The sequence below is a fragment of the Streptomyces sp. NPDC049954 genome (assembly GCF_040656295.1).
Taxonomy (GTDB): Bacteria; Actinomycetota; Actinomycetes; order Streptomycetales; family Streptomycetaceae; genus Streptomyces.
In genome coordinates this window covers 513,145-538,985 of the sequence record NZ_JBFALS010000001.1, presented here as the reverse complement: position 1 = coordinate 538,985, position 25,841 = coordinate 513,145, and the positions used below count along the sequence as shown (strand labels likewise).

Annotated in this window: 22 protein-coding genes and 1 tRNA gene; 15 read left to right on the top strand and 8 right to left on the bottom strand. The window is 72.3% G+C overall.

Annotation, left to right across the window (positions count from 1 at the left end):
• Window positions 1-117: 117 nt before the first annotated feature.
• From AB0J21_RS02275 to AB0J21_RS02215, 13 genes are all read left to right on the top strand, one after another.
• On the top strand, window positions 118-1,161 hold the full coding sequence (locus tag AB0J21_RS02275; protein ID WP_363143854.1) for a substrate-binding domain-containing protein: 1,044 nt from the start codon (window positions 118-120) through the stop codon (window positions 1,159-1,161).
• Window positions 1,162-1,222: 61 nt separating this feature from the next.
• Window positions 1,223-2,434, top strand: a complete 1,212-nt coding sequence (locus AB0J21_RS02270; protein WP_363143853.1) for a Gfo/Idh/MocA family oxidoreductase — start codon at window positions 1,223-1,225, stop codon at window positions 2,432-2,434.
• Window positions 2,435-2,445: 11 nt separating this feature from the next.
• Entirely contained in the window at window positions 2,446-3,450 is a 1,005-nt protein-coding gene (locus tag AB0J21_RS02265) for a sugar phosphate isomerase/epimerase family protein (RefSeq protein ID WP_363143852.1), read from the top strand.
• 264 nt (window positions 3,451-3,714) lie between these two features.
• The gene (locus tag AB0J21_RS02260; protein ID WP_363144083.1) at window positions 3,715-7,392 is read left to right on the top strand and encodes a ThuA domain-containing protein; all 3,678 of its coding nucleotides are present in this window, start codon (window positions 3,715-3,717) and stop codon (window positions 7,390-7,392) included.
• A gap of 159 nt (window positions 7,393-7,551) precedes the next feature.
• A complete protein-coding gene (locus AB0J21_RS02255) occupies window positions 7,552-8,727 on the top strand; it encodes an inositol-3-phosphate synthase (protein WP_363143850.1) in 1,176 nt (391 codons plus the stop codon).
• Window positions 8,724-9,674, top strand: coding sequence for an SCO3242 family prenyltransferase (locus AB0J21_RS02250; protein WP_363143849.1), 951 nt, complete (start codon window positions 8,724-8,726; stop codon window positions 9,672-9,674). Before AB0J21_RS02255 ends, AB0J21_RS02250 begins: the two co-directional genes overlap by 4 nt.
• Window positions 9,671-10,546: a sugar phosphate isomerase/epimerase family protein gene (locus AB0J21_RS02245; RefSeq protein WP_363143848.1), complete on the top strand. Its 876-nt coding sequence runs from the start codon at window positions 9,671-9,673 to the stop codon at window positions 10,544-10,546. Before AB0J21_RS02250 ends, AB0J21_RS02245 begins: the two co-directional genes overlap by 4 nt.
• Window positions 10,543-11,154 (top strand): EboA domain-containing protein, encoded by a 612-nt coding sequence (locus tag AB0J21_RS02240; RefSeq protein ID WP_363143846.1) that lies wholly within the window; start codon window positions 10,543-10,545, stop codon window positions 11,152-11,154. Before AB0J21_RS02245 ends, AB0J21_RS02240 begins: the two co-directional genes overlap by 4 nt.
• Entirely contained in the window at window positions 11,154-12,002 is an 849-nt protein-coding gene (locus tag AB0J21_RS02235) for a TatD family hydrolase (RefSeq protein ID WP_363143845.1), read from the top strand. Before AB0J21_RS02240 ends, AB0J21_RS02235 begins: the two co-directional genes overlap by 1 nt.
• A 1-nt stretch (window position 12,003) precedes the next feature.
• Complete coding sequence (eboE, locus tag AB0J21_RS02230) at window positions 12,004-13,173, top strand: metabolite traffic protein EboE (protein WP_363143843.1); 1,170 nt, start codon at window positions 12,004-12,006, stop codon at window positions 13,171-13,173.
• The gene (locus AB0J21_RS02225) at window positions 13,170-14,555 is read left to right on the top strand and encodes a nucleotide pyrophosphatase/phosphodiesterase family protein (protein WP_363143842.1); all 1,386 of its coding nucleotides are present in this window, start codon (window positions 13,170-13,172) and stop codon (window positions 14,553-14,555) included. Before eboE ends, AB0J21_RS02225 begins: the two co-directional genes overlap by 4 nt.
• A gap of 59 nt (window positions 14,556-14,614) precedes the next feature.
• Window positions 14,615-15,694 (top strand): sugar phosphate isomerase/epimerase, encoded by a 1,080-nt coding sequence (locus AB0J21_RS02220; RefSeq protein ID WP_363143841.1) that lies wholly within the window; start codon window positions 14,615-14,617, stop codon window positions 15,692-15,694.
• Window positions 15,695-15,939: 245 nt separating this feature from the next.
• Window positions 15,940-16,027 (top strand) — tRNA-Leu (locus tag AB0J21_RS02215).
• Between the two features lie 41 nt (window positions 16,028-16,068).
• Here the strand turns inward: AB0J21_RS02215 and AB0J21_RS02210 are convergent.
• The 6 genes from AB0J21_RS02210 to urtA all read right to left on the bottom strand — a co-directional run bounded on the left by AB0J21_RS02210 (window position 16,069) and on the right by urtA (window position 21,526).
• A complete protein-coding gene (locus AB0J21_RS02210; protein ID WP_363143840.1) occupies window positions 16,069-16,518 on the bottom strand; it encodes a PPOX class F420-dependent oxidoreductase in 450 nt (149 codons plus the stop codon).
• Between the two features lie 134 nt (window positions 16,519-16,652).
• On the bottom strand, window positions 16,653-17,351 hold the full coding sequence (locus AB0J21_RS02205) for an ATP-binding cassette domain-containing protein (RefSeq protein WP_363143839.1): 699 nt from the start codon (window positions 17,349-17,351) through the stop codon (window positions 16,653-16,655).
• Window positions 17,348-18,139, bottom strand: a complete 792-nt coding sequence (urtD, locus tag AB0J21_RS02200; protein WP_363143838.1) for an urea ABC transporter ATP-binding protein UrtD — start codon at window positions 18,137-18,139, stop codon at window positions 17,348-17,350. The genes AB0J21_RS02205 and urtD overlap by 4 nt, the downstream gene beginning before the upstream one ends.
• On the bottom strand, window positions 18,136-19,260 hold the full coding sequence (gene urtC / locus AB0J21_RS02195; protein WP_363143837.1) for an urea ABC transporter permease subunit UrtC: 1,125 nt from the start codon (window positions 19,258-19,260) through the stop codon (window positions 18,136-18,138). The genes urtD and urtC overlap by 4 nt, the downstream gene beginning before the upstream one ends.
• Entirely contained in the window at window positions 19,257-20,153 is an 897-nt protein-coding gene (urtB, locus tag AB0J21_RS02190; RefSeq protein WP_363143836.1) for an urea ABC transporter permease subunit UrtB, read from the bottom strand. Before urtB ends, urtC begins: the two co-directional genes overlap by 4 nt.
• Before the next feature lie 119 nt (window positions 20,154-20,272).
• A complete protein-coding gene (gene urtA, locus AB0J21_RS02185) occupies window positions 20,273-21,526 on the bottom strand; it encodes an urea ABC transporter substrate-binding protein (protein ID WP_363143835.1) in 1,254 nt (417 codons plus the stop codon).
• A gap of 517 nt (window positions 21,527-22,043) precedes the next feature.
• Here urtA and AB0J21_RS02180 point away from each other — a divergent pair.
• Window positions 22,044-22,970 carry a phospholipid scramblase-related protein gene (locus AB0J21_RS02180; RefSeq protein ID WP_363143834.1) on the top strand — a complete coding sequence of 309 codons (927 nt, stop codon included), beginning with the start codon at window positions 22,044-22,046 and terminating at the stop codon, window positions 22,968-22,970.
• Between the two features lie 46 nt (window positions 22,971-23,016).
• On the opposite strand, the gene AB0J21_RS02175 is transcribed toward AB0J21_RS02180, so the two are convergent.
• The gene (locus AB0J21_RS02175; RefSeq protein WP_363143833.1) at window positions 23,017-24,036 is read right to left on the bottom strand and encodes a DMT family transporter; all 1,020 of its coding nucleotides are present in this window, start codon (window positions 24,034-24,036) and stop codon (window positions 23,017-23,019) included.
• A complete protein-coding gene (locus tag AB0J21_RS02170) occupies window positions 24,033-24,830 on the bottom strand; it encodes a phosphatase PAP2 family protein (RefSeq protein ID WP_363143832.1) in 798 nt (265 codons plus the stop codon). Before AB0J21_RS02170 ends, AB0J21_RS02175 begins: the two co-directional genes overlap by 4 nt.
• Window positions 24,831-24,989: 159 nt before the next feature.
• Here AB0J21_RS02170 and AB0J21_RS02165 point away from each other — a divergent pair, with 159 nt between their 5' ends.
• Window positions 24,990-25,655: a TetR/AcrR family transcriptional regulator gene (locus tag AB0J21_RS02165; RefSeq protein ID WP_363143831.1), complete on the top strand. Its 666-nt coding sequence runs from the start codon at window positions 24,990-24,992 to the stop codon at window positions 25,653-25,655.
• The last annotated feature ends 186 nt before the right edge of the window (window positions 25,656-25,841 follow it).

Here is a 25,841-nt window from a genome sequence, read left to right as displayed (position 1 = left end):
CGCGACACCCGGCACGCACCACTTCTTCCGCTCAGGACGGCCCGGGCGACCGGGCCCGGGCACAGGCCCGCACCACCGCACCGTACGAACACCGCCCTACGGGAAGGGTCCACCGCCATGTCACACCTCACGAGCCGCAGAGGGATGCTCTTCGGCAGCGCCGCCGTGGGCGCGGGAGCCCTGCTCACCGCGTGCACCAGCAACGACACCAAGGCCGAGGCCGACGACTCGAAGTCGCAGGCCGCACCCGCCGCCGAGGAGACGGGAAAGCACGTCACCATCGGCTTCGCCGGACCGCAGGCCGACCACGGCTGGCTCAACGCCATCAACGTCAACGCCCGCGAGCGCGCCAAGAACTACAAGGACGTCACGCTCGACATCACCGAGGGCTCCAACGACACGGCCGCGCAAATCGGGCAGATCGACACCCTCATCAACAAGAAGGTCGACGTCCTGGTCATCCTGCCGGCCGACGGAAAGGCTCTGACGCAGGCCGGGCTCAAGGCCATGCGCGCCGGAATCCCCGTGGTCAACCTCGACCGGGTCTTCGCCGAGGCACAGGCCTACCGCTGCTACGTCGGCGGCGACAACTACGGCATGGGGCTCAACGCCGGGCACTACATCGGCGAGCAGCTCAAGGACAAGAAGAACGCCAAGGTCATCGAACTGTCCGGGCCCGACAGCCTGGAACTGACCCGGCAGCGCACCCAGGGCTTCGACGACGCGCTCAAGAACTACCCGAACATCAAGAAGGTGGCCCGCCAGGCCGCCGACTTCACCGTCGAGTCCGGCCAGGCGAAGATGGCCCAGCTCCTGCAGGCGCAGAAGAACTTCGACGCCCTGTGGAACCACGACGACGACCAGGGAGTCGGCGCGCTGCGCGCCGTCGACCAGGCCGGGCGCGAGGGCTTCCTGATGGTCGGCGGGGCCGGAGCCAGATCCGCGATGGACCACATCAAGGCGGACGACGGAGTACTCAAGGCGACCGTCCTGTACCCGCCGACCATGTCGGCCTCGGCGATCGACCTGGCCCGTGCCCTCGGTCAGGGCAAGGGCATCTCGGGCCTGTCCGAGGCGGAGATCCCCACCTCGCTGACGCTGTACTCCGCGGTGGTGGACAAGAGCAACATCGACCAGTACCTGCCGCACGGCTTCAAGTAGGCCGGACCGGCCGAAGGGGGCGCCACCCCCGCCCAGCACGTCAACGAGGAGGAGTAACTGCATGCGAGAGACGGAGCACGAGGAGGCGTGGCCGAAGAGCCCGCCGCGCCTCGGCGTGGGCATGGTCGGCTACGCGTTCATGGGAGCCGCGCATTCCCAGGGGTGGCGCACCGCGGGCCGCGTCTTCGACCTCCCGCTCCAGCCGGCGCTGGCCGCCCTGTGCGGCCGGGACCCGGCGGCCGTCGGCAGGGCCGCGCAGCACATGGGCTGGGCGGCCACCGAGACGGACTGGCGCGCCCTGATCGCCCGGGACGACGTCGACCTCGTTGACATCTGCTCCCCGGGGGACAGCCACGCCGAGATCGCCATCGCGGCGCTCGACGCGGGTAAGCATGTGCTGTGCGAGAAGCCCCTGGCCAACACCGTGGCGGAGGCCGAGGCCATGGTGGCCGCGGCCGAGCGGGCCCGTGCCCGGGGCCGGCTCGCGATGGTCGGGTTCAACTACCGCAGGCTGCCGGCCGCCGCCTTCGCGCGGCAGCTGGTGGCCGAGGGCCGCATCGGCACCCTGCGGCACATCCGGGTCACCTACCTCCAGGACTGGCTGAGCGATCCGGAGTCCCCGCTGACCTGGCGGCTCAACCGCGAGAAGGCGGGCTCGGGCGCGCTCGGCGACCTCGGGGCGCACATCGTGGACCTCGCGCAGCACCTCGCGGGGGAGCGGATCGTCGGGGTGTCCGCGCTGACCGAGACCTTCGTGCGGGAGCGGCCGCTGCCGGTCTCGGGGGCGAGCGGCCCGGCCGGCAACGGGGCCGTGGCCGAACGCGGCCCGGTCACGGTCGACGACGCGGCCCTGTTCATCGGCCGCACCGCCTCGGGCGCGCTCGCCTCCTTCGAGGCGAGCCGTTTCGCCACCGGCCGCAAGAACGCCCTCAAGCTGGAGCTGAACGGGTCGAAGGGGTCACTCGCCTTCGACCTGGAACGCCTCAACGAGCTGTCCTTCCACGACCACACCGAACCGGCCGCCACCGCGGGCTTCCGCCGCATCCTGGTCACCGAGCCCGAACACCCCTACCTGGAGGGCTGGTGGCCGGCCGGGCACGGCCTCGGCTACGAGCACACCTTCTCGCACCAGGTGCGCGACCTGGTGCACGCCCTCGCGACCGGCGAGCAGCCCGTGCCCACCTTCGCCGACGGGCTCCAGGTCCAGCGCGTCCTGGCCGCCGTGGAGGAGAGCGCGGGCAAGAACTCCGTCCTCACCCCCGTACCCCAGTAGGAAGGCCAGGTATGTCACGCGACTACACCCTCTTCACCGGCCAGTGGGCGGACCTGCCTCTGGAGGAGGTCTGCCGGCTGGCCCGGGAGTTCGGCTACGACGGACTCGAACTCGCCTGCTGGGGAGACCACTTCGAGGTGGACAAGGCCCTCGCCGATCCCGGCTACGTCGACTCGCGCAAGGCGTTGCTCGACAAGTACGGGCTGAAGGTCTTCGCCGTCTCCAATCACATGGCCGGACAGGGCGTGTGCGACCACCCCATCGACGAGCGGCACCAGAACATCCTGCCCGCGCGGGTATGGGGCGACGGGGAGCCCGAGGGCGTACGGCAGCGCGCCGCCGAGGAGATGAAGAACACCGCGCGGGCCGCCGCCGCCCTGGGCGTGGACACCGTCATCGGCTTCACCGGCTCCTCCATCTGGCACCTCGTCGCGATGTTCCCGCCGGTGCCCGAGGGCATGATCGACCGCGGGTACGAGGACTTCGCCGAGCGCTGGAACCCGATCCTGGACGTCTTCGACCAGGAGGGCGTGCGGTTCGCGCACGAGGTGCACCCGAGCGAGATCGCCTACGACTACTGGACGACGGTGCGGGCCCTGGAGGCCGTCGACCACCGTCCGGCCTTCGGCCTCAACTTCGACCCGAGCCACTTCGTGTGGCAGGACCTGGACCCGGTCGGTTTCCTGTACGACTTCCGGGACCGCATCTACCACGTGGACTGCAAGGAGGCCCGCAAGCGGCTCGACGGCCGCAACGGGCGCCTCGGCTCCCACCTGGCCTGGGGCGATCCGCGCCGGGGCTGGGACTTCGTCTCCGCCGGACGCGGTGACGTGCCCTGGGAGGACGTCTTCCGGATGCTGGGCTCCATCGGCTACGAGGGGCCGATCTCCGTGGAGTGGGAGGACGCCGGCATGGACCGTCTCCAGGGCGCCCCCGAGGCGCTCGCCCGGATGCGCTCCTACGACTACGAGCGGCCCACCGCGTCCTTCGACGCGGCCTTCAGCACCAAGGACTGACCTCCGCCACCCGGCATCCCGCCGGTCCGGACGGCCCGCGGCCCCGCGCCACGGGCCGGTCCGGGCTGCCCGTACATGCCTTTGTCCTGTACGGGGAAAAAGAACAACTAGCCTCCGTCCAAGGGCTATGCCGCACGGACAAAGCTCTACTACGGTCCCTGATGTGTACAGAACATGAGCGCGCACGTCACCCGCGTCACCCGGCTGACGGCGCAGCCGGTGACACCCCCGCCCGTACGGCCAGCCCCTTACCGGAGGCAACTCGTGCACAGGAAACGACCGGGACTGCGAAGAACTCTCGCCCTCCTCACCGGATCCCTTCTCACCGCCGCCTCACTCTCCCTCGTCTCCCCGCAGGCCGGGGCCGCCGCACCGGAGGCGCCCGAGTTCCAGCAGGTCACCCTCGCCAAGGGTGCGGCCGAGACCGGGGAACCGATGTCCCTCGCGGTCCTGCCGGACCGCAGCGTCCTGCACACCTCACGGGACGGCACCCTGCGTCTGACCGACGCCTCCGGCACCACCAAGGTGGCCGGAAAGCTCGACGTGTACAGCCACGACGAGGAGGGGCTCCAAGGCGTCGGCATCGACCCGGACTTCGCGAAGAACCGGGCGATCTACCTCTACTACGCGCCCCCGATGGACACCCCGGCCGGCGACGCCCCCGAGAACGGCAGCACGGCCGACTTCACCCCCTTCGACGGGGTCAACCAGCTCTCCCGCTTCACGCTCGCCGAGGACGGCACCCTCGACAAGACCAGCGAGAAGAAGGTCCTGGAGGTCAAGACCTCGCGCGGCACCTGCTGCCATGTCGGCGGTGACATCGACTTCGACGCCGAGGGCAACCTGTACCTGTCGACCGGCGACGACTCCAACCCCTTCGCCTCCGACGGCTACTCCCCGCTCGACGAGCGCGCCAGCCGCAACCCCGCCTTCGACGCCCAGCGCAGCGCGGGCAACACCAACGACCTGCGCGGCAAGATCCTGCGCGTCAAGGTCCACGAGGACGGCTCGTACGACATCCCCGAGGGCAACCTCTTCGCCCCGGGCACCGAGAAGACCCGCCCCGAGATCTACGCGATGGGCTTCCGCAACCCCTTCCGGCTCAACGTCGACAAGGAGACCGGCGTCGTCTACGTCGGTGACTACGGGCCCGACGCCGGCGCCGCCTCCGCGAGCCGCGGCCCCGCCGGCCAGGTCGAGTTCGACCGGGTGACGGGCCCCGGCAACTTCGGCTGGCCCTACTGCACCGGCAAGAACGACGCCTACGTCGACTACGACTTCGCCACCGCGCAGTCCGGTGCCACCTTCGACTGCGCCGCGCCGAAGAACACCTCGCCCAACAACACCGGGATCACCGACCTGCCGCCCGCGCAGGAGGCGTGGATGCCCTACGACGGCGCCTCGGTGCCCGAGTTCGGCGACGGTTCCGAGTCCCCGATGGGCGGTCCCGTCTACCACTACGACGAGGACCTCGACTCGCCGGTCAAGTTCCCGAAGGAGTACGACGGGAACTTCTTCGCCGGGGAGTTCGGCCGGCAGTGGATCAAGCGCATCGAGCAGGACGGCGACGGCAAGGTCGAGAAGATCAACGACTTCCCGTGGACCGGCACCCAGGTCATGGACATGGCCTTCGGCCCGGACGGCGCCCTCTACGTCCTCGACTACGGGCTGTCCTGGTTCGGCGGCGACGAGAACTCGGCGCTGTACCGCATCGAGAACGTCACCGACGGACGCGCCCCCACGGTGGAGGCCTCCGCCAGCAAGACCTCGGGCCAGTCCCCGCTCGCGGTGAAGTTCAGCGCGAAGGGCTCCGACGGCGACGGCGACGCCATCACCTACGACTGGGACTTCGGCGACGGCTCCAAGAAGGCCGCCGGAGCCGACGCCTCCCACACCTACCGCACGGACGGCACCTACACCGCGACGGTCACCGCGACCGACGCCACCGGTCTGACCGCGACCTCCAGCGTCGAGGTGGTGGTCGGCAACACGGCACCCACCGTGAAACTGGAGGCCCCCGCGGACGGTGCCCTGTTCAAGTTCGGTGACACGGTTCCCTTCAAGGTGACGGTCACCGACCCCGAGGACGGCGAGATCGACTGCTCCAAGGTCACCGTCCGCTACATCCTGGGCCACGACAACCACGGCCACCCGATCACCTCGGCCACCGGCTGCGAGGGCACCATCACCGCGCCCGCCGACGCCGAACACGACCCGAACGCCAACATCTTCGGGGTCATCGACGCCGAGTACACCGACGGCGGGGGCGGCGGCCAGGCACCCCTGACCGGCCATGCCCAGGCCGAACTCCAGCCCCGGCACCGCCAGGCCGAGCACTTCACCGGCCAGCAGGGCATCAAGACCTACGACAAGGCCGAGGCCAACGGCGGACGGACCGTCGGCGACATCGACGACGGAGACTGGATCTCCTTCAAGCCGTACAACCTCAGCGGCGCGAAGAAGCTCACCGCCCGCATCTCCTCCGGCGGCGCGGGAGGCTTCCTTGAGGTCCGCGCGGGCTCCGCGACCGGCACCCTGCTGGGCTCCGCCCCGGTCCCGGTGACCGGCGGCTGGGAGACCTTCCAGAACGTCGACGTCAAACTCAGCCAGGTACCGTCGAAGACGACCGAGCTGTTCCTCGTCTTCAAGGGCGGCAGCGGGGCCGGCGCCCTCTACGACCTGGACGACTTCGAGATCAGCTCGGACGCCACGGTCAAGGGCTCCAAGCGGCTCCTGGTCTTCTCCAAGACCGCCGGCTTCCGCCACGACTCCATCCCCGAGGGCATCAAGGCCCTCAAGGAACTCGGCACATCGGCGGGCATCGCGGTCGACGCCACCGAGGAGGCCGGCCAGTTCACCAAGAACAACCTCGCCCGCTACGACGCGGTCGCCTTCCTCTCCACCACCGGTGACGTCCTCAACGACACGCAGCAGAAGGCGTTCGAGGAGTACGTCGCGGGCGGCGGCGGGTACATGGGCGTCCACGCAGCGGCCGACACCGAGTACGACTGGAAGTTCTACGGCGGTCTGGTCGGCGCCTACTTCGACTCGCATCCCGCGATCCAGAAGGCCACCGTCAGGCCCGAGGGCCACGACCACCCGGCGACCGAGTCCCTCAAGGACTCCTGGGAGCGCACCGACGAGTGGTACAACTACCGCACCAACCCCCGTTCCCAGGCCAAGGTCCTCGCCACTCTTGACGAGACCACCTACGAGGGCGGGAACATGAAGGGCGACCACCCGATCTCCTGGTGCCAGACCTACGAGGGCGGACGGGCCTTCTACACCGGGCTCGGCCACACCAAGGAGTCCTACGCCGAGGCCGACTTCCGCTCCCACGTGCTCGGCGGCATGAAGTACGCCACCGGGCAGGTCAAGGCCAACTGCAAGCCGGGCAAGGACTACCGGCCGATCTTCAACGGCCAGTCCCTGGACGGCTGGAAGCAGGCCGGGCCCGGGAAGTTCACCGTCTCCGACGGCGCCCTGCACTCCGAGGGCGGCATGGGCCTGCTGTGGTACCAGGCCAAGGAGCTGAAGTCCTACTCCCTCAAGCTCGACTGGCGGATGCAGGGCGACGACAACTCCGGTGTCTTCGTGGGCTTCCCGGCCTCCGACGACCCCTGGTCCGCCGTGGACAAGGGCTACGAGGTGCAGATCGACGCGACCGACGCGCCGGACCGCACGACCGGGGCGGTCTACACCTTCAAGTCCGCCGACACCAAGGCCCGTGACCAGGTCCTGCGCCCGCCGGGCCAGTGGAACTCCTACGAGATCAAGGTCCAGGGCGAACGTCTCCAGGTGTTCCTCAACGGGGTGAAGATCAACGACTTCACCAACAAGGACCCGGAGCGCAGCCTGACCGACGGCTACATCGGAATCCAGAACCACGGTGCGGACGACCACGTGTCCTTCCGCAACATCCAGCTCAAGGAGCTGCCCTGACCGGCCCCTTGAGGTGACCGCCGTCCGGGCGGCCTGAACCAGGCCGCCCGGACGGCCACCGAACGGCGGTGGGCGGGGGACGCCGGACCCCCGCCCACCGTCCCCGCCCGCCGACTCCGGCACGGCTCACCCGCAGGTTCGTATGACAGGAGGCTGCCCATGTCCGCCGAACCGACCCCCAACGCCCCCACGACCTCCCCCGCCACCCCCACCGGCCCTTCCCCCACCACCGCCCGCACCGGCGTCTGGCTCATCGGGGCCCGCGGCTCCGTCGCCACCACCGCCGTGGCCGGCTGCGCCGCCGTCGCCGCCGGACTCCACCCGGCCACCGGAATGATCACCGAGACCGAGGACTTCGCCGGCACCCACCTGCCGCCGCTCGGCTCCCTCGTCTTCGGCGGCCACGACACGATGAGCTGTCCGCTGCCCAAACGCGCCGAACAACTCGCCACCGGCGGTGTCCTCCCATACGGGCTGCCCGCCGCCCTGCACGCCGAACTCTCCGCCGCCGAGGCCGGGATCAGGCCCGGAGGGCCCGGCCCCGGTGACACCAGGACCGACGAGGAACTCATCGAGTCCTTCGCCGCCGACCTGCGCGACTTCCGCACCCGCCACCGGCTCGACCGCGTCGTCGTCGTCAACGTCGCCTCCACCGAACCGGCCCCCGCCGAAGGCGCCCCCCGGCTGCCCGCCAGCTCCCTCTACGCGGCCGCCGCCCTGCGCGCCGGCTGCCCCTACGCCAACTTCACCCCGTCCACCGGGCTGCACCACCCCGCGCTCGCCCCGGCCGCCGCCGGCACCGCCGTGCCCTACGCGGGCCGCGACGGGAAGACCGGACAGACGCTCCTGCGCTCCGTACTCGCCCCGATGTTCCGCCAGCGGGCCCTGGCCGTACGCGCCTGGTCCGGCAGCAACCTGCTCGGCGGCGGCGACGGCGCCGCCCTCGCCGACCCGGCCGCCGCCGCCGCGAAGAACGCCGGCAAGGAACGCGTCCTCGCCGACACCCTCGGCGCCGCCCCCGAGGGCGAGGTGCACATCGACGACGTACCGGCCATGGGGGACCTCAAGACCGCCTGGGACCACATCGCCTTCGACGGCTTCCTCGGCACCCGCATGATCCTCCAGACCATCTGGCAGGGCGTCGACTCCTCCCTCGCCGCCCCCCTCGTCCTCGACCTCGCGCGCCTGCTCGCACGCGCCGACGCCCTCGGGATCACCGGGCCCCGCCCCGAACTCGGCTTCTACTTCAAGGACCCGGACGGCGGCTCCTCCGCCCTGCCCGAGCAGTACGCGGCCCTGCTCGGCTTCGCCGCCCGCCTGCGGGAGGACCGGTGAACGCGCCCCGCGCCCGGCTCGGCGCCTGGGCCGAACTCCTGCGCGTCTCCGCCCTGTTCACCGTCCCCGGCGACGCCCTCGCGGGGGCCGCGGCGGCCGGCGGGACCACCCGGGCCACCGCGCTCGCGGCGGGCTGCTCCCTGTGCCTGTACGAGGCCGGAATGGCCCTCAACGACTGGGCCGACCGCGCCGAGGACGCCCGGGACCGCCCGCACCGCCCGCTGCCCTCGGGCCGGATCTCGCCCCGCTCCGCCCTCCTCGCGGCCGGCGCCCTGACCGGGGCGGGACTCGCCCTCGCCGCCCGCGCGGGCCGGCCCGCCCTCACTGTCGCCACCGCCCTCGCCGCCACCGTCTGGGCCTACGACCTCGGGCTCAAACGCACCCCGGCGGGACCGGTCGCCATGGGCGCCGCCCGCGCACTCGACGTACTGCTCGGCGCCGCCGCGAGCCCACCACGCCGGGCGGCGGCCGAGAGGCTGCGCGCCGCGCTGCCCCCGGCCGCCGCCCTCGGCCTGCACACCCTGGCCGTCACCACCGTCTCGCGCCGCGAGACCCAGGGCGGCTCCACGCTCGCCCCGCTCGCCGCCCTCGCCACCGCCGGGGCGCTCACCGCGAACCTCACCCGCCGCGAGGCGGGCCACAGACCCCCGGCGGGCCGGTGGGAAGCAGCCGCCCCCGGCCCGTCGGGCCCCCGCCGCACCCCGGACACCGCGCTGGCCGCCCTCCTCGGCGCCGGATACGCGCTCACCGCCGGACGGCCGCTCCTGCACGCCGTCCTCAACCCCTCGCCCCCGCTCACCCAGCGCGCGGTCGGCGGCGGCATCCGCGCGATGATCCCCCTCCAGGGCGCCCTCGCCGCCCGGGCCGGTGCCCACCTCCCCGCGCTCGCCACGGCCGCCCTCGCGCCCCTGGCCCGCGCCCTGTCCCGGCGGGTGAGCCCCACATGACCACCACCACCACCACCGGACAGCTGCGCTTCGGCTACGGCACCAACGGCCTCACCGACCTGCGCCTGACCGACGCCCTCGCACTCCTCGCCGACCTCGGCTACGACGGCGTCGGCCTGACCCTCGACCACATGCACCTCGACCCGCTCGCCCCCGGCCTCACCACCCGCACCGCCGAGGTCGCCGCCCGGCTCGACGCCCTCGGCCTGTCGGTGACCGTCGAGACCGGCGCCCGCTACGTCCTCGACCCGCGCGCCAAACACGGCCCCTCCCTCCTCGACCCCGACCCCGAACGCCGCGCCCTGCGCACCGCGCTCCTGGTCCGCTCCGTGCGCGTCGCCGCCGACCTCGGCGCGCACGCCCTGCACTGCTTCACCGGCGTACCGCTCGCGGGCACCGGCGAGGACGAGGCGTGGACCCGGCTGCTCGGCGCGCTCACCCCCGTACTGGAGGCGGCCGACAAGGAGGGCGTCCCGCTCGCCCTCGAACCGGAACCCGGGCACCTCGTCGGCGACCTCGCGGGCTTCCACCGCCTGCGCACCACGCTCGGCGACCCCGCCCCGCTCGGCCTGACCCTCGACATCGGGCACTGCCAGTGCCTGGAGCCCCAATCCCCGGAGCACTGCGTGCGCGAGGCGGCGCCCTGGCTGCGGCACGTCCAGATCGAGGACATGCGGCGCGGCGTCCACGAACACCTGCCCTTCGGCGAGGGCGAGATCGACTTCCCGCCCGTCCTCGCCGCGCTCGCCGAGAGCGGCTACCAGGGCCTCACCGTGGTCGAACTGCCCCGCCACTCCCACGCGGGCCCGCACCACGCCGAGACCTCGCTCCCCTTCCTGCGCCGCGCGGCCGAAGGAGGCGCCCCCGCATGACCGACACCCGCACCACCGCCCCCGAACTGCCCGCCGCCGCCCGCGACTGGCTCGACCGGGCGCTCACCGAGGTCGCCGCGGCGCCCCCTCCCGGCACCGGCGCCGCGCTGCCCGTGTGGGAGCGACGGTTCGCCGAGGCGGGGCGCCGCTGCGGGCCCCCGCACGCCGAGGCCGCCCGCGTCCTCCTGCTGCGCGCCGCCCGCGCCGACACCACCGCCCTCGCCCGCGTCTACCGGCACGGCAGCGGGCCCGAACGCCGCGCCGTACTCGAAGCGCTCCCGCACCTCGTCGCCGACGACAGCGCCGTCCCCCTCGTCGAGGACGCGCTGCGCGCCAACGACACCGCGCTGATCGCCGCCGCCCTCGGCCCCTACGCCGCCCGCCACCTCGACCCGCACACCTGGCGGCACGCCGTCCTGAAGTGCCTGTTCACCGGCGTCCCCGTGAGCGCCGTGCACGGACTGCCGGACCGCGCCCGCGGCGACGGCGAACTCGCCCGCATGCTGGCCGACTTCGCGGCCGAACGTACCGCCGCGGGCCGCGCCGTGCCCGCCGACCTGCGCCAGGTACTGGAGTACGCCGCCCCCACCCTCGGCGAGGAGAGCTGATGCGCATCTTCGACCCCCACATCCACATGACCTCCCGCACCACCGACGACTACGAGGCGATGTACGCGGCCGGGGTGCGCGCCGTCGTCGAGCCCTCCTTCTGGCTCGGCCAGCCCCGTACCACCCCCGAGAGCTTCTACGACTACTTCGACGCCCTGCTCGGCTGGGAACCCTTCCGCGCCGCGCAGTACGGCATCGCCCACCACTGCACCCTGGCCCTCAACCCCAAGGAGGCGAACGACCCGCGCTGCACCCCCGTGCTCGACGCGCTGCCCCGCTACCTCCTCAAGGACCAGGTGGTGGCCGTCGGCGAGATCGGCTACGACTCGATGACCCCCGCCGAGGACACCGCGCTCGCCACCCAGCTGCAACTCGCCGCCGACCACGAGCTGCCCGCCATGGTGCACACCCCGCACCGCGACAAACTCACCGGACTGCGCCGCACCGTCGACGTCGTACGCGAATCGGCCCTCGACCCCGAACACGTCCTGCTCGACCACCTCAACGAGACCACCGTCAAGGACGCGAAGGACAGCGGCAGCTGGCTCGGCTTCTCCATCTACCCCGACACCAAGATGGACGAGGACCGCATGGTCACGATCCTCCAGCAGTACGGGCCAGAGAAGGTCCTGATCAACTCCGCCGCCGACTGGGGCAGGAGCGACCCGCTCAAGACCCGCAAAACGGCCGACGCGCTCCTGAAGGCCGGCTTCACCGAGGACGAGGTCGACCGCGTGCTGTGGCGAAACCCCGTCGCCTTCTACGGACTCAGCGGCCGGCTCGCCCTCGACGTGACCACCACCGAGGCCCTGCACGAAGGCAACTCCATCCTGCGCGGAGGCGAATGACATGCGCTTCCGCCACCCCGACGGCTCCGTCCTGCACCTCGCCTACTGCACCAACGTGCACCCCGCCGAGACCCTCGACGGAGTCCGCGCCCAGCTGCGCGACCACTGCGAACCGGTCCGCAGACGCCTGGGCCGCGACCGGCTCGGCATCGGCCTGTGGCTCGCCAAGGACGCCGCCAAGGCCCTCGTCACCGACCCCGTGGCCCTGCGCGCGCTGCGCTCCGACCTCGACGCCCGCGGCCTCGAAGTCGTCACCCTCAACGGCTTCCCCTACCAGGGCTTCGGCTCCGAGAACGTCAAGTACCGCGTCTACAAACCCGACTGGGCCGACCCGGAGCGACTGGAGCACACCACCGACCTCGCCCGGCTGCTCGCCGGACTGCTGCCCGAGGACATCACGGAGGGCTCCATCTCCACCCTCCCGCTCGCCTGGCGCACCACCTACGACGACAGCGCCGACCGCCTCGCCCGCAAGGCCCTCACGACCCTCGCCGAGCGGCTCGACGCCCTGGAGGAGACCACCGGCAAACACATCCGCGTCGGCCTCGAACCCGAACCGGGCTGCACCGTCGAGACCACCGCCGACGCGATCGGGCCGCTCACCGCGCTCGCCGGGGACCGCATCGGCATCTGCGTCGACACCTGCCACCTCGCGACCTCCTTCGAGGACCCGGGCACCGCCCTCGACGCCCTCGAAGCGGCCGGGGTGCCCGTCGTCAAGACGCAGCTCTCCGCCGCCCTGCACGCCGAGCACCCCGACCGGCCCGAGGTGCGCGAAGCGCTCGGTGCCTTCGCCGAACCCCGCTTCCTGCACCAGACCCGCACCCTCACCCCCGCCGGACTGCGCGGCACCGACGACCTCGACGAGGCGCTCGCCGGCACCGCCCTGCCCGACACCGCGCCCTGGCGCTCCCACTTCCACGTCCCCCTGCACGCCCCGCCCGCCCCGCCGCTCACCTCGACCCTCCCGGTGCTCAAGGACTGCCTCGCCCGCCTCGCCGGGGCCCCGCACCCGCGCACCCACCACCTCGAAGTGGAGACGTACACCTGGCAGGCGCTGCCCGCCGGGCTGCGCCCCCGCAACCGCGCCCAGCTCGCCGACGGCATCGCCGCCGAACTCGTCCTCGCTCGCGACCTCCTGACGGACCTCGGCCTGAAGGAACTGCCATGACCGGCCCCGCCCCGCTGCTCGTCCTCGACGTCGTGGGCATGACGCCGAAACTGCTCGACCACATGCCGCACCTCAAGGCGCTCGGACAGACCGGCTCCCAGGCCCCGCTCGGCACCGTCCTGCCCGCCGTGACCTGCGCCGCCCAGTCGACCTTCCTCACCGGCACCCTCCCCGCCGAACACGGCGTCGTCGGCAACGGCTGGTACTTCCGCGAACTCGGCGACGTCCTGCTGTGGCGCCAGCACAACGGCCTGGTGACCGGCGACCGGCTGTGGGACGCCGCGCGCCGCGCCCACCCCGGCTACACCGTCGCCAACATCTGCTGGTGGTACGCGATGGGCGCCGACACCGACTGGACGGTCACCCCGCGCCCGGTCTACTACGCGGACGGCCGCAAGGAACCCGACTGCTACACCCGGCCGCCCGAGCTGCACGACGAACTCGTCGACAAGCTCGGCACCTTCCCCCTGTTCCAGTTCTGGGGGCCGGGCGCGAACCTCGTCTCCTCGCAGTGGATCGTGGACGCCACCCGGCACGTCATGGCCACCCGCCGGCCCGACCTCGCCCTCGCCTACGTCCCGCACCTGGACTACGACTTCCAGCGCTACGGACCCGAGGACCCGCGCTCCCTGAAGGCGGCGGCCGACCTCGACCGGATCCTCGCCCCGCTCCTGGAGGACGCGCGGGCCGAGGGCCGCACCGTCGTCGCCCTGTCCGAGTACGGGATCACCGAGGTCAGCCGCCCCGTGCACCTCAACCGGGTGCTGCGCGAGGCGGGCCTCGTGGAGGTGCACACCCAGGACGGCATGGAGTACCTCGACCCGATGGCCTCGCGCGCCTTCGCGGTCGCCGACCACCAGATCGCCCACGTCTACGTACGCCGCCCCGAGGACCTGGAGGCCACCAGGGAGGCCCTGTCCGGGGTCGAGGGCATCGGCGAACTGCTCGACGACGCGGGCAAGAAGGCGTACGGCCTCGACCACGCGCGCGCCGGGGAACTGGTCGCCGTCGCCGAGCCCGACGCGTGGTTCACCTACTACTACTGGCTCGACGACGCCCGCGCCCCCGACTTCGCGCAGCTCGTCGAGATCCACCGCAAACCCGGCTACGACCCGGTCGAACTCTTCATGGACCCCGAGGACCCCTACGTACGGCTCAAGGCGGCCGGGGCCCTGGCCAGGAAGAAGCTCGGGATGCGGTACCGGATGGCGGTCGTCCCGCTGGACGCCTCCCCGATCCGCGGCAGCCACGGACGGCTGCCCGCGCACGAGGACGAGGGGCCGCTGCTGCTGTGTTCCTCGCCCGGGGCCGTCGAGGGCCGGGTCGCGGCCACCGACGTCAAGTCCCTGCTCCTCAAGCTCGCTGGCCTCGACGGGCCCTGACGCACAGACCCGCCCCACGCCGACGCCATCATCACGGACACCACAAGGGAGTCACCCAGATGAGCCGCAAGAAGCCAGTGGACGCCGAACTCGCCGCGAAGCTCAGCCGCCGCGGAATGCTCGGCGTCAGCGCGGGCCTCGGGACCGCCGCCCTGCTCGGCATGGCCGCGGGACCGGCCGCCGCCACGGGACACGGCCAGGGACACGGCCATGGACACGGCCACGGGAACGGGCACGGCCCCGGCAAGGGCGAGCCGGTCCTGCCCAAGAACCGGCTCGGCATCCAGCTCTACTCGCTGCGCGACAAGGTCTCCGAGCTCGGCTTCGCCAAGGTCTTCGACGAACTGGAGCGCTTCGGCTACGACGAGGTCGAGTACGCCGGCTACACCCAGGGCACCGGCGCGATCACCCTGCCGCAGCTCGCCCGCCTCGCCCGCGACCACGGCCTCAACGGCATCGGCAGCCACGTCAACTACTACGACGACAACAACCCGGACGCCTACTCCTTCGCGCAGAACCTGGAGCAGGTGCTCGACGACGCCGAGGTCCTCGGCCTCGAACACATCGGGACCGCCTCCGGACCCTTCCGCTACGGCGACACCGTCGACGCGTGGAAGCGCGCGGCCCAGGACTTCAACACCTACGGGGCGGCGGCCCGCCGGCGTGGGATGAAGTGGTACCAGCACAATCACGGGGACGAGTTCCGCTTCGCCTCCGACAACCCGAACGTCCGCCTCTACGACGTCCTGCTCGCCGAGACCGACCCGAAGCTCGTCTACCTGGAGATGGACATCTACTGGGCCTATACCGGCCAGTTCCGCTTCAGCAAGACGCCCGAGGGCAAGCCGGCCCCCTTCGAGCCGATCGACTACGTCCTCAAGCAGCCGCACCGCTACCCGCTGTTCCACGTCAAGGACGGCACGCACGACCCGAACGCGACGGACGGTTACGACATGACGGATGTCGGCGACGGCGAGATCGACTACAAGTCCTTCCTGTCCGCCGTCAACAAGACCCGTGACGGCCGCCGCGACCACCACTGGCAGGTCGAGCACGACAACCCGGTCGACTCGCTCGCCTTCGCCCGCAAGTCCTCCGCCCACCTGCACTCCCTGCGCGAGAGCCGCGGCCGGCACTGACCCGTGCCCGCAGCCGGTCCAGGCCCCCGGCGCCCCGGAGCGACCCTCCGGGACGCCGGGGGCTCCCGGCAGCGGCGGCCGACCCGGTCCGTCACACACCGGACACCCTGCGTGCCCACCCGCGACCGACCGCCCCCACCTCCTCCCGCCGCCCCCTCTGACCACGCCTTATGAGGGTGAGAGGCACCCCGAACCCCTGGTATTGTTGTCCATGTCGCCGGGGGAACCCGGTCGGCAGACACCTTGTCCGGGTGGCGGAATGGCAGACGCGCTAGCTTGAGGTGCTAGTGCCCTTTATCGGGCGTGGGGGTTCAAGTCCCCCCTCGGACACCAGTGAAAACCCCAGTTCATCTGGGGTTTTTCTCATTCCCGGATCAGTTCTGCACCCACCCGTACGCCCGCTCCAGGCGCAGGCGCACCACGAGGCGGCGGTCGCGGACCATGGCTGCGCGGTAGTCGTCCCAGTCGGGGTGTTCGCCCTGGACGTCGCGGTAGAGGGCGATGAGTTCGGTGACGACCTCGTCGTGCGGGTCGGCGGCCACGGGGGAGAGGGTCGCGGTGCCCTCGTACACCGCGTACGCGCCGCCGTCCTCGGTCGAGACGTACAGGCTCGCGCGCGGGTCCCGGCGCAGGTTGTGGACCTTCGCGCGGTCCGCCGTCGTCGAGATCAGGGCGGTGCGGCTGTCCGCGTACGCCGCGTAGTTGATGTTCGACAGCTGCGGTCGCCCGTCCTTCTTGAGGGTGACGAGGGCGCCGTGGTCGCGTTCGGTGAGGAAGGAGAGGTGGCGGTCGAGGAAGGCGGGCGGGGAGGACTGTTCCGGCATGGCGGTCCCTTCGTGGCCGAGGACGGCCGCACACCGAGCGCGTACGGCCGTCACGGATCAGAGCGTAGAGGCGGCCGACGGCGTGCGGGGCGAACTTCGCCCCGCACACCGGCCCCGCAGCCCCCACGCGGACCTCACACGCGCAGCGCGCCCCGCACCACGTCCTCCGCGCCCGCGCCGCCCTCGCCCGTCGACGTGATCCGCCCGGCCTCCAGGACGTGGTAGCGCCCCGCCGCGCGCAGCGCGAAGCCCACGTGCTGCTCCACGAGCAGGACGGACAGTCCGCCGCGCCGGGTCAGTGCGAGGATCGCCGCCTCGATCTCGGCGACCACGGAGGGCTGGATTCCCTCGGTCGGCTCGTCGAGCAGGAGGAGCCGCGGGCCCGTCACCAGTGCGCGGGCCAGCGCGAGTTGCTGGCGCTGGCCGCCGGACAGCAGCCCAGCCGGGCGGTGCCCCAGGGTGCGCAGCGCGGGGAACAGGTCCAGGGCCTCGTCGGTGGACGCCCGGCCGCCGCGTCTGCCGTCGGCGACCAGGCGCAGGTTCTCCGCCGCCGTGAGCTGCGGGAAGCACTGCTGGCCCTGCGGGACGTAGGCCATGCCGCGCGCCACCCGCTGGTGCGGACGCAGACCGGTGACGTCCTCCCCGTCGAGCCGTACGGCGCCGCGCGTGGGCACCAGCAGCCCGGCCGCCGTACGCAGCAAGGTGCTCTTGCCCGCCCCGTTGTGGCCGAGCACCGCGGCCACGCCGTCCCGGGGCACCGTGAGCGACACCCCGTGCAGCACGGTCGCCCGCGCGTACCCGGCGTGCACCGTGTCGATCTCCAGCATCGTCATACGCTCGGCACCGCCTCGTCCTCGACCCCGGCGGCGACGGCGGCGTCCCGTGCCGTGCCGAGGTACACCTCCTGCACCTTCGGGTCGGCCTGCACCTGTGCCACCGTCCCCTCGCTCAGCACCCGGCCCGCGTGCAGCACGCTCACGGTGCGCGCGTAGGAGCGCAGGAAGTCCATGTCGTGCTCGATGACGACGACGGTGCGGCTGCCCGCGATCCGGTTCAGCAGCGCCCCGGTCGCCTCGCGCTCCTCGTGGCTCATGCCCGCGACCGGCTCGTCGAGCAGCAGCAGCCGTACGTTCTGCACCAGCAGCATGCCGATCTCCAGCCACTGCTTCTGCCCGTGCGCGAGGACCCCGGCGGGACGTTCGGCGAGCGCCGTCAGCCCGATCGTCTCCAGCGCCTCCGCGACCGCCTCGGGGACCGTACGCCTGCGCCGCAGCAGGGTCAGCGCGGAGCGGCCCGCGCCCGCCGCGATGTCCAGGTTCTGCAGGACCGTCAGCTCCTCGAAGACGGTCGCCGTCTGGAAGGTGCGGCCGACGCCCGCGCGGGCGATGCGGTGGACGGGCCTGCCCAGCAGCTCCACGCCCTCGAAGCGGACGGAACCGGTGGCCCGCGCGAGCCCCGTGACGGCGTCGACCAGGGTGGTCTTGCCCGCGCCGTTCGGCCCGATCAGGAAGCGCAGGTCTCCGGGGTCCACCCGCAGGCTCACCCCGTCGACGGCGGTGAACCCGTCGAAGGCGACCCGCAGCGACTCGATCTCCAGCCCGCCGGTCTCCCGCGTGCTCATACGGTGGCCTCCTTCGTGTTCCGGCGCCAGGACCGGGCGCGTACGGCGTTGACGAGTGAGGCGAGCCCGCCCGGCAGGAAGGCGACCGCCACGACGAACAGCAGCCCCTGGAAGTACGTCCAGGCGGCGGGGAACTCCTCGGACAGCGCCGTCTTCGCCCAGGCCACGGCGAGCGCGCCGACCACCGCGCCCACCAGGCTGGCCCGTCCGCCCACCGCGGCGCCGATCACCAGCTCGATCGAGGGGACGATGCCGATGAGGGCGGGCGAGATGATACCGACGGCCGGGACGAACAGCGCGCCCGCGAGGCCCGCCATCCCCGCGGCGGCGACGTACGCGACGAGCTTGACGTTCGCCGGGTCGTACCCGAGGAAACGCACCCGCTCCTCGGAGTCCCGCACGGCCACCAGCAGTTCGCCGTAGCGCGAGCGGATCAGCTGCCGGGCCACGGCCACCAGGAGCAGCAGCACGAGGGCGATCAGGAAGTACACCATCCGCTGGTTGGCGGGATCGTCCAGGGCGTAGCCGAAGAAGCCCTGGATGTCGGTCAGCCCGTTGGTGCCGCCCGTCGTCGCCTGCTGGCCGACCAGCCACAGCGCGAAGGCCGCCGTGAGCGCCTGGCTCAGCAGCGCGAAGTACGCGCCCCGCACCCGGCGCCGGAAGACGAGCGTGCCGAGCAGCGCGGCGACCGCCATGGGCAGCAGCACCGTCGCGGCGATCGCGAACACCGGGTTGCCGAAGGGCCGCCACCACCACGGCAGGGCGTCGGCCGACCCGTACAGCTGCATGAAGTCGGGGAGTTGGCCCGGGCCCGCGTCGGCGAGTTTGAGGTGCATGGCCATGGCGTAGCCGCCCAGGCCGAAGAACACGCCCTGGCCCAGGGTGAGCAGCCCGCCCCGGCCCCAGGCCAGGCACACCCCGACGGCGACGATCGCGGTGCACAGGTACTTCGCGAGCAGGCCGAGCCGGAAGTCGGACAGGACCAGGGGGGCGACGGCGAGCAGCAGTACGGCCGCCGCCGTGAACGCGGCCGCGGTGCGTCCTGGGCCCTCGGCGGCGAACAGGCGGCGCGGGGGAGTGGGCGGGGCGGGAGGCGCGGGGGCTTCGGTCGTGGTCGTCATACGAGGCTCCGGGAGCGGACGGTGTAGAGGCCCTGGGGCCGCCACTGGAGGAAGGCGACGATCGCGACGAGGACCGCGACCTTCGCGACGCTGACCGTCGTGGACCACTCCAGGACCGACTGGAGGACGCCGAGCGCGAAGGCGACGATCACGCTGCCGCGCAGCCGGCCGATCCCGCCGACCACGATGACGAGGAACGCGTCGATGATGACGTTCGTGCCCATCGTCGGGCCGATCGGGCCGACCAGGGTCAGCGCGACCCCGGCGATCCCCGCGAGCCCCGAGCCGATGAAGAAGGTGGTGCGGTCGACCCGGGCGGTCGGGATGCCCGACACCTCGGCGAGGTCGCGGTTCTGCACGACGGCGCGGACCCGGCGCCCCAGCGGGGTGAGCCGCAGCACGAGGGCCAGCACGGCGACCGCGAGCAGGGCCAGGGCCAGGATGAACAACCTGCTGGTGGGCAGGGACAGTTCGCTGCCGCCCAGCGGAAGGGTGAGGTGTCCGGTCAGCCAGTCGGGCGCGCGGGTCTGGACGTTGGGCGCGCCGAAGACGTCCCGGGCCAGTTGCTGGAGCATGAGGGAGACGCCCCACGTGACCAGGAGCGTGTCGAGGGGACGCAGGTAGAGGCGGCGGATCAGGAGGTGTTCGAGGACCACCCCCATCAGTCCGGCCACCAGGAAGGCGAGGGGGAGCGCGAGCAGGAGGGAGAGACCGGCACCGGAGAGGTGCTGCTGGAGGACGTAGGTGGTGTAGGCGCCGGCCATGATGAACTCGCCGTGCGCCATGTTGATGACGTTCATCTGGCCGAAGGTCAGGGACAGTCCGAGGGCGATCAGCAGCAGGACGGCGCCGATGCTGATGCCCGTGAAGGACTGCCCGAGGATCACCGTCATGGGGCGGCTCCGGGGGAGTGGGGAGGCGGTGCGGGGCGGGTGCGCGGTGCGGTTCAGGCGGGTCGTTCAGGACGGGGCGTTCAGGGCAAGCCGTGCTGGAGGTCTCAGGACTGCTCTGTTCAGGACAGGCCGGAGGCCCAGTCGTAGCCCTTGAGGAAGGGGTCGGGCTTGACGGGGCCGCCCGAGTTCCACACCTCGTCGATGAGCCCGTCGGCGCCGATCCTCCCGATCCGGGCGGTCTTCGCGAGGTGCTGGGTCGCGCCGTCCACGGTGACCGGGCCCTCGGGCGCGTCGAAGGAGGTGCCGTCGGCCGCGGCCTTGACCTTCTCCGGGTCGAAGGACCTGGCCTTCTCGACCATCTCCTTCCACAGGTACACCGAGGTGTAGGCGGCCTCCATCGGGTCGCTGGTCGGCTTGGACTGCCCGTACTTGGCCTTGTACGCCTTCACGAACCTCGCGTTGGCCGTGCCCTTGGTGGTCTGGTAGTAGTTCCAGGCCGTCAACTGGCCCTTGAGGTACTGCGGTCCGATGCTCTTGACCTCCTCCTCGGCGATCGACACCGACAGCACCGGCATCTTCGCCGCGGTCAGCCCGGCCGACTTGTACTCCTTGAAGAAAGCCACGTTGCTGTCGCCGTTGAGGGTGTTGAACACGGCGTCGGCCTTCGCCGCCCGCACCTTGTTGGCGATCGTGCTGAACTCCGTGGAGCCGAGCGGCGCGTAGTCCTCGCCCTTGATCGTCATGCCGTTGGCCTTCGCGTACGCCTTGATGACCTTGTTGGCGGTGCGCGGGAACACGTAGTCGCTGCCCACCAGGTACAGCGACTTCTTGCCCTTGCTCTTCAGGTAGTCGAGGGCCGGCACGATCTGCTGGTTCGTGGTGGCGCCCGAGTAGAAGATGTACGGGGACTGCTCCAGCCCCTCGTACTGCACCGGGTAGAACAGCAGGGACCTGTTCTTCTCGAAGACCGGCTTGACCGCCTTGCGGCTGGCCGAGGTCCAGCAGCCGAAGGTCGCCGCGACCCGGTCCTCCCGGATGAGCTTCTGGGCCTTCTCCGCGAAGGTCGGCCAGTCCGAGGCGCCGTCCTCGCTCACCGGCCGGATCTTCTTGCCGAGGACCCCGCCGGAGGCGTTGATCTCCTCGATGGCCAGCTTGAGCGAGTCGCGGACGGTGACCTCGCTGATGGCCATGGTCCCCGAGAGGGAGTTGAGCAGTCCGACCTTGACGGTGCCGCCCGCCGTGTCGGCCTTCACCGCCTTGTTCCCGCCGGAGCCGGCCGCGTCGGTCTTCGCGCCGCAACCGGTCAGGACGACAGTGGTGCAGAGCAGGGCCGCACCGAGGACGGAGCGCCGGGAAGGGGAAGTCGCTCGCAAGAAGGGCCTCCTGGCCGTCAAGGACGCCCGGCGGAGGCAGAGTTCACCCCCGGGCGTCCGGTTGCTGTTCAAGGCGCTCACAGCGTCGAAGGAGGCTGTTTCCGCGGCGTTTCGTGGCACTTAAGCGGCTGTTGCTTTCCACTTCGCGCCCTCGGCGTCTCGACCCGTGGACGGTGTACGCGAGAAAGTGCCGGAGATCGAAGAGCCCTCCCCGCGTGGGTGTTTCGGCCCCGGGGGAGGGGAAGCGGTGAATGCCCGGTGCGTGCGGCGCGTGCCCGGGCCGGCCGCACGGTATACACACCGGTACACATCCGCACCAGCCGCCTCATCGCCCTTCGCGCGGGACCGCGCCGTCCTGCGGGCCTTCCGGTGCGCCGCCCGCACCCGAACACCGCCCCGCGCGGGGGCCCTTCAGCGCTCACGGCGAGCGTGCGGCCCTCCCGGCCGGTCGCGGCGGGGGAGGAGACGCCCCTTCCGGCCGCATGACCTGGCGGTATTTCGCGGGTACTGTGCCCCGGTGACCACGCAATCGAACACGCCGGCGGGCTGGTACGCCGACCCGAAGGGCGCCCCTCAGCAACTGCGCTGGTGGGACGGGACGGACTGGACGGACCACACCACGTCCGGTCAGCAGTCCGCCCCGCAGCAGCCCCAGGCCCCGTCCGCCGCCCCCGCCGCCGGCCCGGCTCCGGTCGCGCAGCCCGGCCCCGTCCCGGGGATGCCCGGCGCCCCCGGGGGCGCCGCGCCGCAGTACGGCTTCCCGCAGCAGGACTCCCCCGACGCCGAGCGGGTACGCCGTCAGGTCCAGCAGCGGGCCAAGGTCGCGCCCGGCACGGCCGGCGGCGGAACCCTCTTCAGCGAGCCGGTCCTGGTCGTGAACCAGAAGGCCAAGCTGATCGAGCTGACCAACGAGTACGCGGTCTTCGACCAGCACGGGGCCGTGCTCGGCTCCGTCGTGCAGGTCGGCCAGTCGGCGCTGCGCAAGGCCGCCAGGCTCATGTTCAGCGTCGACCAGTACCTGACGCACCACCTGGAGATCCGCGATCCGCACGGCAGCCCGCTGCTGAAGCTGACCCGGCCCGCGAAGTTCATCAAGTCCCGGGTCATCGTGACCCGCCCGGACGGGACCCAGGTCGGCGAGATCGTCCAGCAGAACGCCATCGGGAAGATCAACTTCGCGCTGACGGCGGACGGCCGGCAGATCGGCGCGATCAAGGCCGAGAACTGGCGCGCCTGGAACTTCGCCATCGTCGACCACAGCGGCACCGAGGTCGCCCGGATCACCAAGACCTGGGAAGGGCTCGCGAAGACGATGTTCACCACGGCGGACAACTACGTCCTCCAGATCCACTACCAGCTGCCCGAGCCGCTCCTGAGCCTCGTGGTGGCCACCGCCCTCACCGTGGACACCGCGCTCAAGCAGGACGCGCGCGGCCTCGGCTGAGCACGGCGCGGGGCCCGGACCACGTGGTCCGGGCCCCGCGTGCGGCTCAGTGGTGGGCCGGCCTGGGCGGCCGCTCGCGCAGCGCGGCCGGCTGCGGCAGTACGCCCGCGGGCCGCGGGAGTACCGCGGTCAGTGGCGGCTCCTCACCCCGTCCGGCCGGGCGCTTGGCGGCGGCCGGAGGGGCGGCGGGCTCCGCGGCCGGGGTGGCGGCGGGCCGGTGCTCCGCCACGACCCTCGCCCGGTCGGTGGGGACCCGGGTCAGCAGCACCACCCCCCACGCGGCCGCCCCCGCCCCGGCGAGCGCGAGGACCAGGCCCAGCGGCCCGCCCTGGAGCCGTTCCCCGAGCAGGCTCAGGCCGATCACCGCCGCGGCCAGTGGGTTGACCAGCGTCACGACCGCGAGCGGCGCGCCGAGCCCGCCCCGGTACGCGGTCTGGGACAGCAGCAGCCCGCCCGCGGCGAAGGCCGCGACGCACAGGGCGACCACACCGGACTGCCACAGCGCGGCGCCGCCACCGTCCCCGGTGACCGAGACCGTCAGGGTCTGCGTCAGCGCGGAGGCGATGCCCGAGGCGACACCGGAGGCCGTGGCGTGCCGCAGCCCGGGCCGCCGGCCCGGCCGGGCGAGAGCGGCGACCAGGACCGAGGTGGCCCCCGCCACGGCCAGCGCCTGGCTCAGGCTCAGCGCGTCGTCCGGGGCCGGGCCCGAGGCGGTCAGCAGGATCGCGGCCAGCCCCGCGAGGGTCAGCGCCGTGCCCTGCCACTCCAGCCGGCCCACCCGGCGCCCGGCCCGGTGGGCGCCCAGCGGCACCGCGGCCACCAGGGTGAGCGCCCCCAGCGGCTGGACCAGGGTCAGCGGCCCGTACCGCAGCGCGGCGACGTGCAGCAGCGCGCCGCCCGCGTTGAGTCCGACCGCCGACCACCACGCCCCGTGGGTGAGCAGCCGCACACCCCCGGCGCCGATCTCCTGGGCCCGCGAGGCCAGCCGCTCCTGCGCCACGGCCGCACTGGCGTAGGCCACGGCGGAGACGAGGGAGAGCGCGACGGCGAGCAGGGTGGCGGTCACCGGGACGCCCCGTGCGGGAGCAGCGGCCGGGACGGGACCCGGTGCAGCAGGCGGCGGAAGCGGACCTCGGTGGACGGATGCGGGACCACCGCGAGGGCGATGCCGAGCAGGGCGGTGGCCACGAGGGTGTCCAGCCAGTAGTGGTTGGCGGTGCCGACGATGACCGTCAGGGTCAGCGCCGGGTGCAGCAGCCACAGCCAGCGCAGCCTGCCCCGGGTCGCCACGATCATCCCGATCGCGACCATCAGGGCCCAGCCGAAGTGCAGCGAGGGCATCGCGGCGAACTGGTTGGAGAGCGAGTCGGTCTGCGGAGTGGAGCCGTACACCGAGGGCCCGTAGACCAGTCCCGTGTCCATGAGGTGGGTCGCCGCGAGCATCCGCGGCGGGGCCAGCGGGAACAGCAGGTGACCGACGAGGGCGATCCCCGTCACGACCGCGAGGACCCGGCGCGCCCACACGTAGTGCCCCGGCCGCTTCCAGTACAGAAAGACCAGGAAGGCCGCCGTGATCGGGAAGTGCACCGTCGCGTAGTACGTGTTCGCCAGGTGGACGAGCGAGTCGCTGTGCAGCAGCAGCCCCTGGATGTCCCCCTCGGAGGGCAGGTGCAGGAAACGCTCCAGGTCCCAGACGTCGGTGGCGTTGTGGTAGGCCTCGACCACATGCCCGTTGGCGAGCTGCCTGCCGAGCTTGTAGATGAGGAAGAGACCTGCGACGAGCAGGAGTTCGCGGACGAGGGGCGGTCGGGCAGTGGTGTCCGGCTCCCGCATCGCGGACGTGGATCGGGAGGCTTTCATGCCCCGGCCCCTTTGCGTGACGGCTGTGGTGGTGCGGATGCGGGGCACGACCGGGGTCGTGCCTCATCGATACGCCAGTGTACCGGTACGCTTTCGTTTCGGTACACTGGCGTATCGATGAGGCGGACGAGCCGACCTGCCGACCGAGGAGAGTGCCTGATGACGTCAGCCAGCGCCCCGCAGGACACCCCGGTCGCCGCCCGTCGCTCCAAGATCACCCCGGAACGCGAGCGGGAGTTCTACGACGCCGCGCTCGACCAGATCCGGGAGTGCGGGTACGAGTCGCTGACGATGGAGGGCGTGGCGCTGCGCACCCGGTGCAGCAAGTCGACCCTCTACCGGCAGTGGGGCAACAAGCCTCAGCTCGTGGCCGCCGCGCTGCGGGCCAACAGCCGGGTCAAGTTCCGCGGCATCGACACCGGCAGCCTGGCCGGTGATCTGCTGGCGGCGGCCCGCGCGGCCTCCGCGGGCGCGTCCGGCGACACGCTGCTCCTGCACGCGCTCATCCACGCCGCCATGCAGGACCAGGAGCTCAAGCAGGTCCTGAAGGAGACCCTGGTCGACCCCGAGGTGTGCGCGATCGCCGCGATGCTCGACCGGGCGGTGGAGCGCGGGGAGCTGGTGCCCGACCATCCCGCGCGGCCGTACGTGGCCGCGCAACTGCTCGGGGTGCTGCGGCTGCGGCCCCTCCTGGAGGGGCGGCACGCCGACCCGGCGTACATGGAGCGCTTCGTGCGGGCGGCGGTCCTGCCGCCGCTCGGCCTGAGCGCCCCGGAGGAGGCTCCCGGCGGGTCCGCCCCGGCCGCCGGAGGCGAGGGGGACTGAGAACCGGGGGGCCAAGTACGGGGTCGTCGTCCCGGCGGATGAAGGACGACGGCCCGTGGCGCCGCACCGTGGGGACGGGGGCGGCGCATCAGGGCCCGGGGCCCTCCTCGATGAGCGGTCGGGAGGACCCCGGGCCTTTTCGCCCGGCGCTCTTGTCCCGCGCCCGGCGACCGGCGGTCCGGCGCC

Excerpts from the sequence above, each read along its gene's own strand:
- AB0J21_RS02205 (WP_363143839.1), bottom strand. The coding sequence starts at position 17,351 with ATGACGATGCTGGAGATCGACACGGTGCACGCCGGGTACGCGCGGGCG.
- AB0J21_RS02245 (WP_363143848.1), top strand. The coding sequence starts at position 9,671 with ATGACCACCACCACCACCACCGGACAGCTGCGCTTCGGCTACGGCACC.
- AB0J21_RS02265 (WP_363143852.1), top strand. The coding sequence starts at position 2,446 with ATGTCACGCGACTACACCCTCTTCACCGGCCAGTGGGCGGACCTGCCT.
- AB0J21_RS02270 (WP_363143853.1), top strand. The coding sequence starts at position 1,223 with ATGCGAGAGACGGAGCACGAGGAGGCGTGGCCGAAGAGCCCGCCGCGC.
- AB0J21_RS02170 (WP_363143832.1), bottom strand. The coding sequence starts at position 24,830 with ATGAAAGCCTCCCGATCCACGTCCGCGATGCGGGAGCCGGACACCACT.
- AB0J21_RS02240 (WP_363143846.1), top strand. The coding sequence starts at position 10,543 with ATGACCGACACCCGCACCACCGCCCCCGAACTGCCCGCCGCCGCCCGC.
- AB0J21_RS02210 (WP_363143840.1), bottom strand. The coding sequence starts at position 16,518 with ATGCCGGAACAGTCCTCCCCGCCCGCCTTCCTCGACCGCCACCTCTCC.
- eboE (WP_363143843.1), top strand. The coding sequence starts at position 12,004 with ATGCGCTTCCGCCACCCCGACGGCTCCGTCCTGCACCTCGCCTACTGC.
- urtD (WP_363143838.1), bottom strand. The coding sequence starts at position 18,139 with ATGAGCACGCGGGAGACCGGCGGGCTGGAGATCGAGTCGCTGCGGGTC.
- AB0J21_RS02275 (WP_363143854.1), top strand. The coding sequence starts at position 118 with ATGTCACACCTCACGAGCCGCAGAGGGATGCTCTTCGGCAGCGCCGCC.
- AB0J21_RS02255 (WP_363143850.1), top strand. The coding sequence starts at position 7,552 with ATGTCCGCCGAACCGACCCCCAACGCCCCCACGACCTCCCCCGCCACC.
- AB0J21_RS02235 (WP_363143845.1), top strand. The coding sequence starts at position 11,154 with ATGCGCATCTTCGACCCCCACATCCACATGACCTCCCGCACCACCGAC.
- AB0J21_RS02225 (WP_363143842.1), top strand. The coding sequence starts at position 13,170 with ATGACCGGCCCCGCCCCGCTGCTCGTCCTCGACGTCGTGGGCATGACG.
- AB0J21_RS02220 (WP_363143841.1), top strand. The coding sequence starts at position 14,615 with ATGAGCCGCAAGAAGCCAGTGGACGCCGAACTCGCCGCGAAGCTCAGC.
- urtB (WP_363143836.1), bottom strand. The coding sequence starts at position 20,153 with ATGACGGTGATCCTCGGGCAGTCCTTCACGGGCATCAGCATCGGCGCC.
- urtC (WP_363143837.1), bottom strand. The coding sequence starts at position 19,260 with ATGACGACCACGACCGAAGCCCCCGCGCCTCCCGCCCCGCCCACTCCC.
- AB0J21_RS02165 (WP_363143831.1), top strand. The coding sequence starts at position 24,990 with ATGACGTCAGCCAGCGCCCCGCAGGACACCCCGGTCGCCGCCCGTCGC.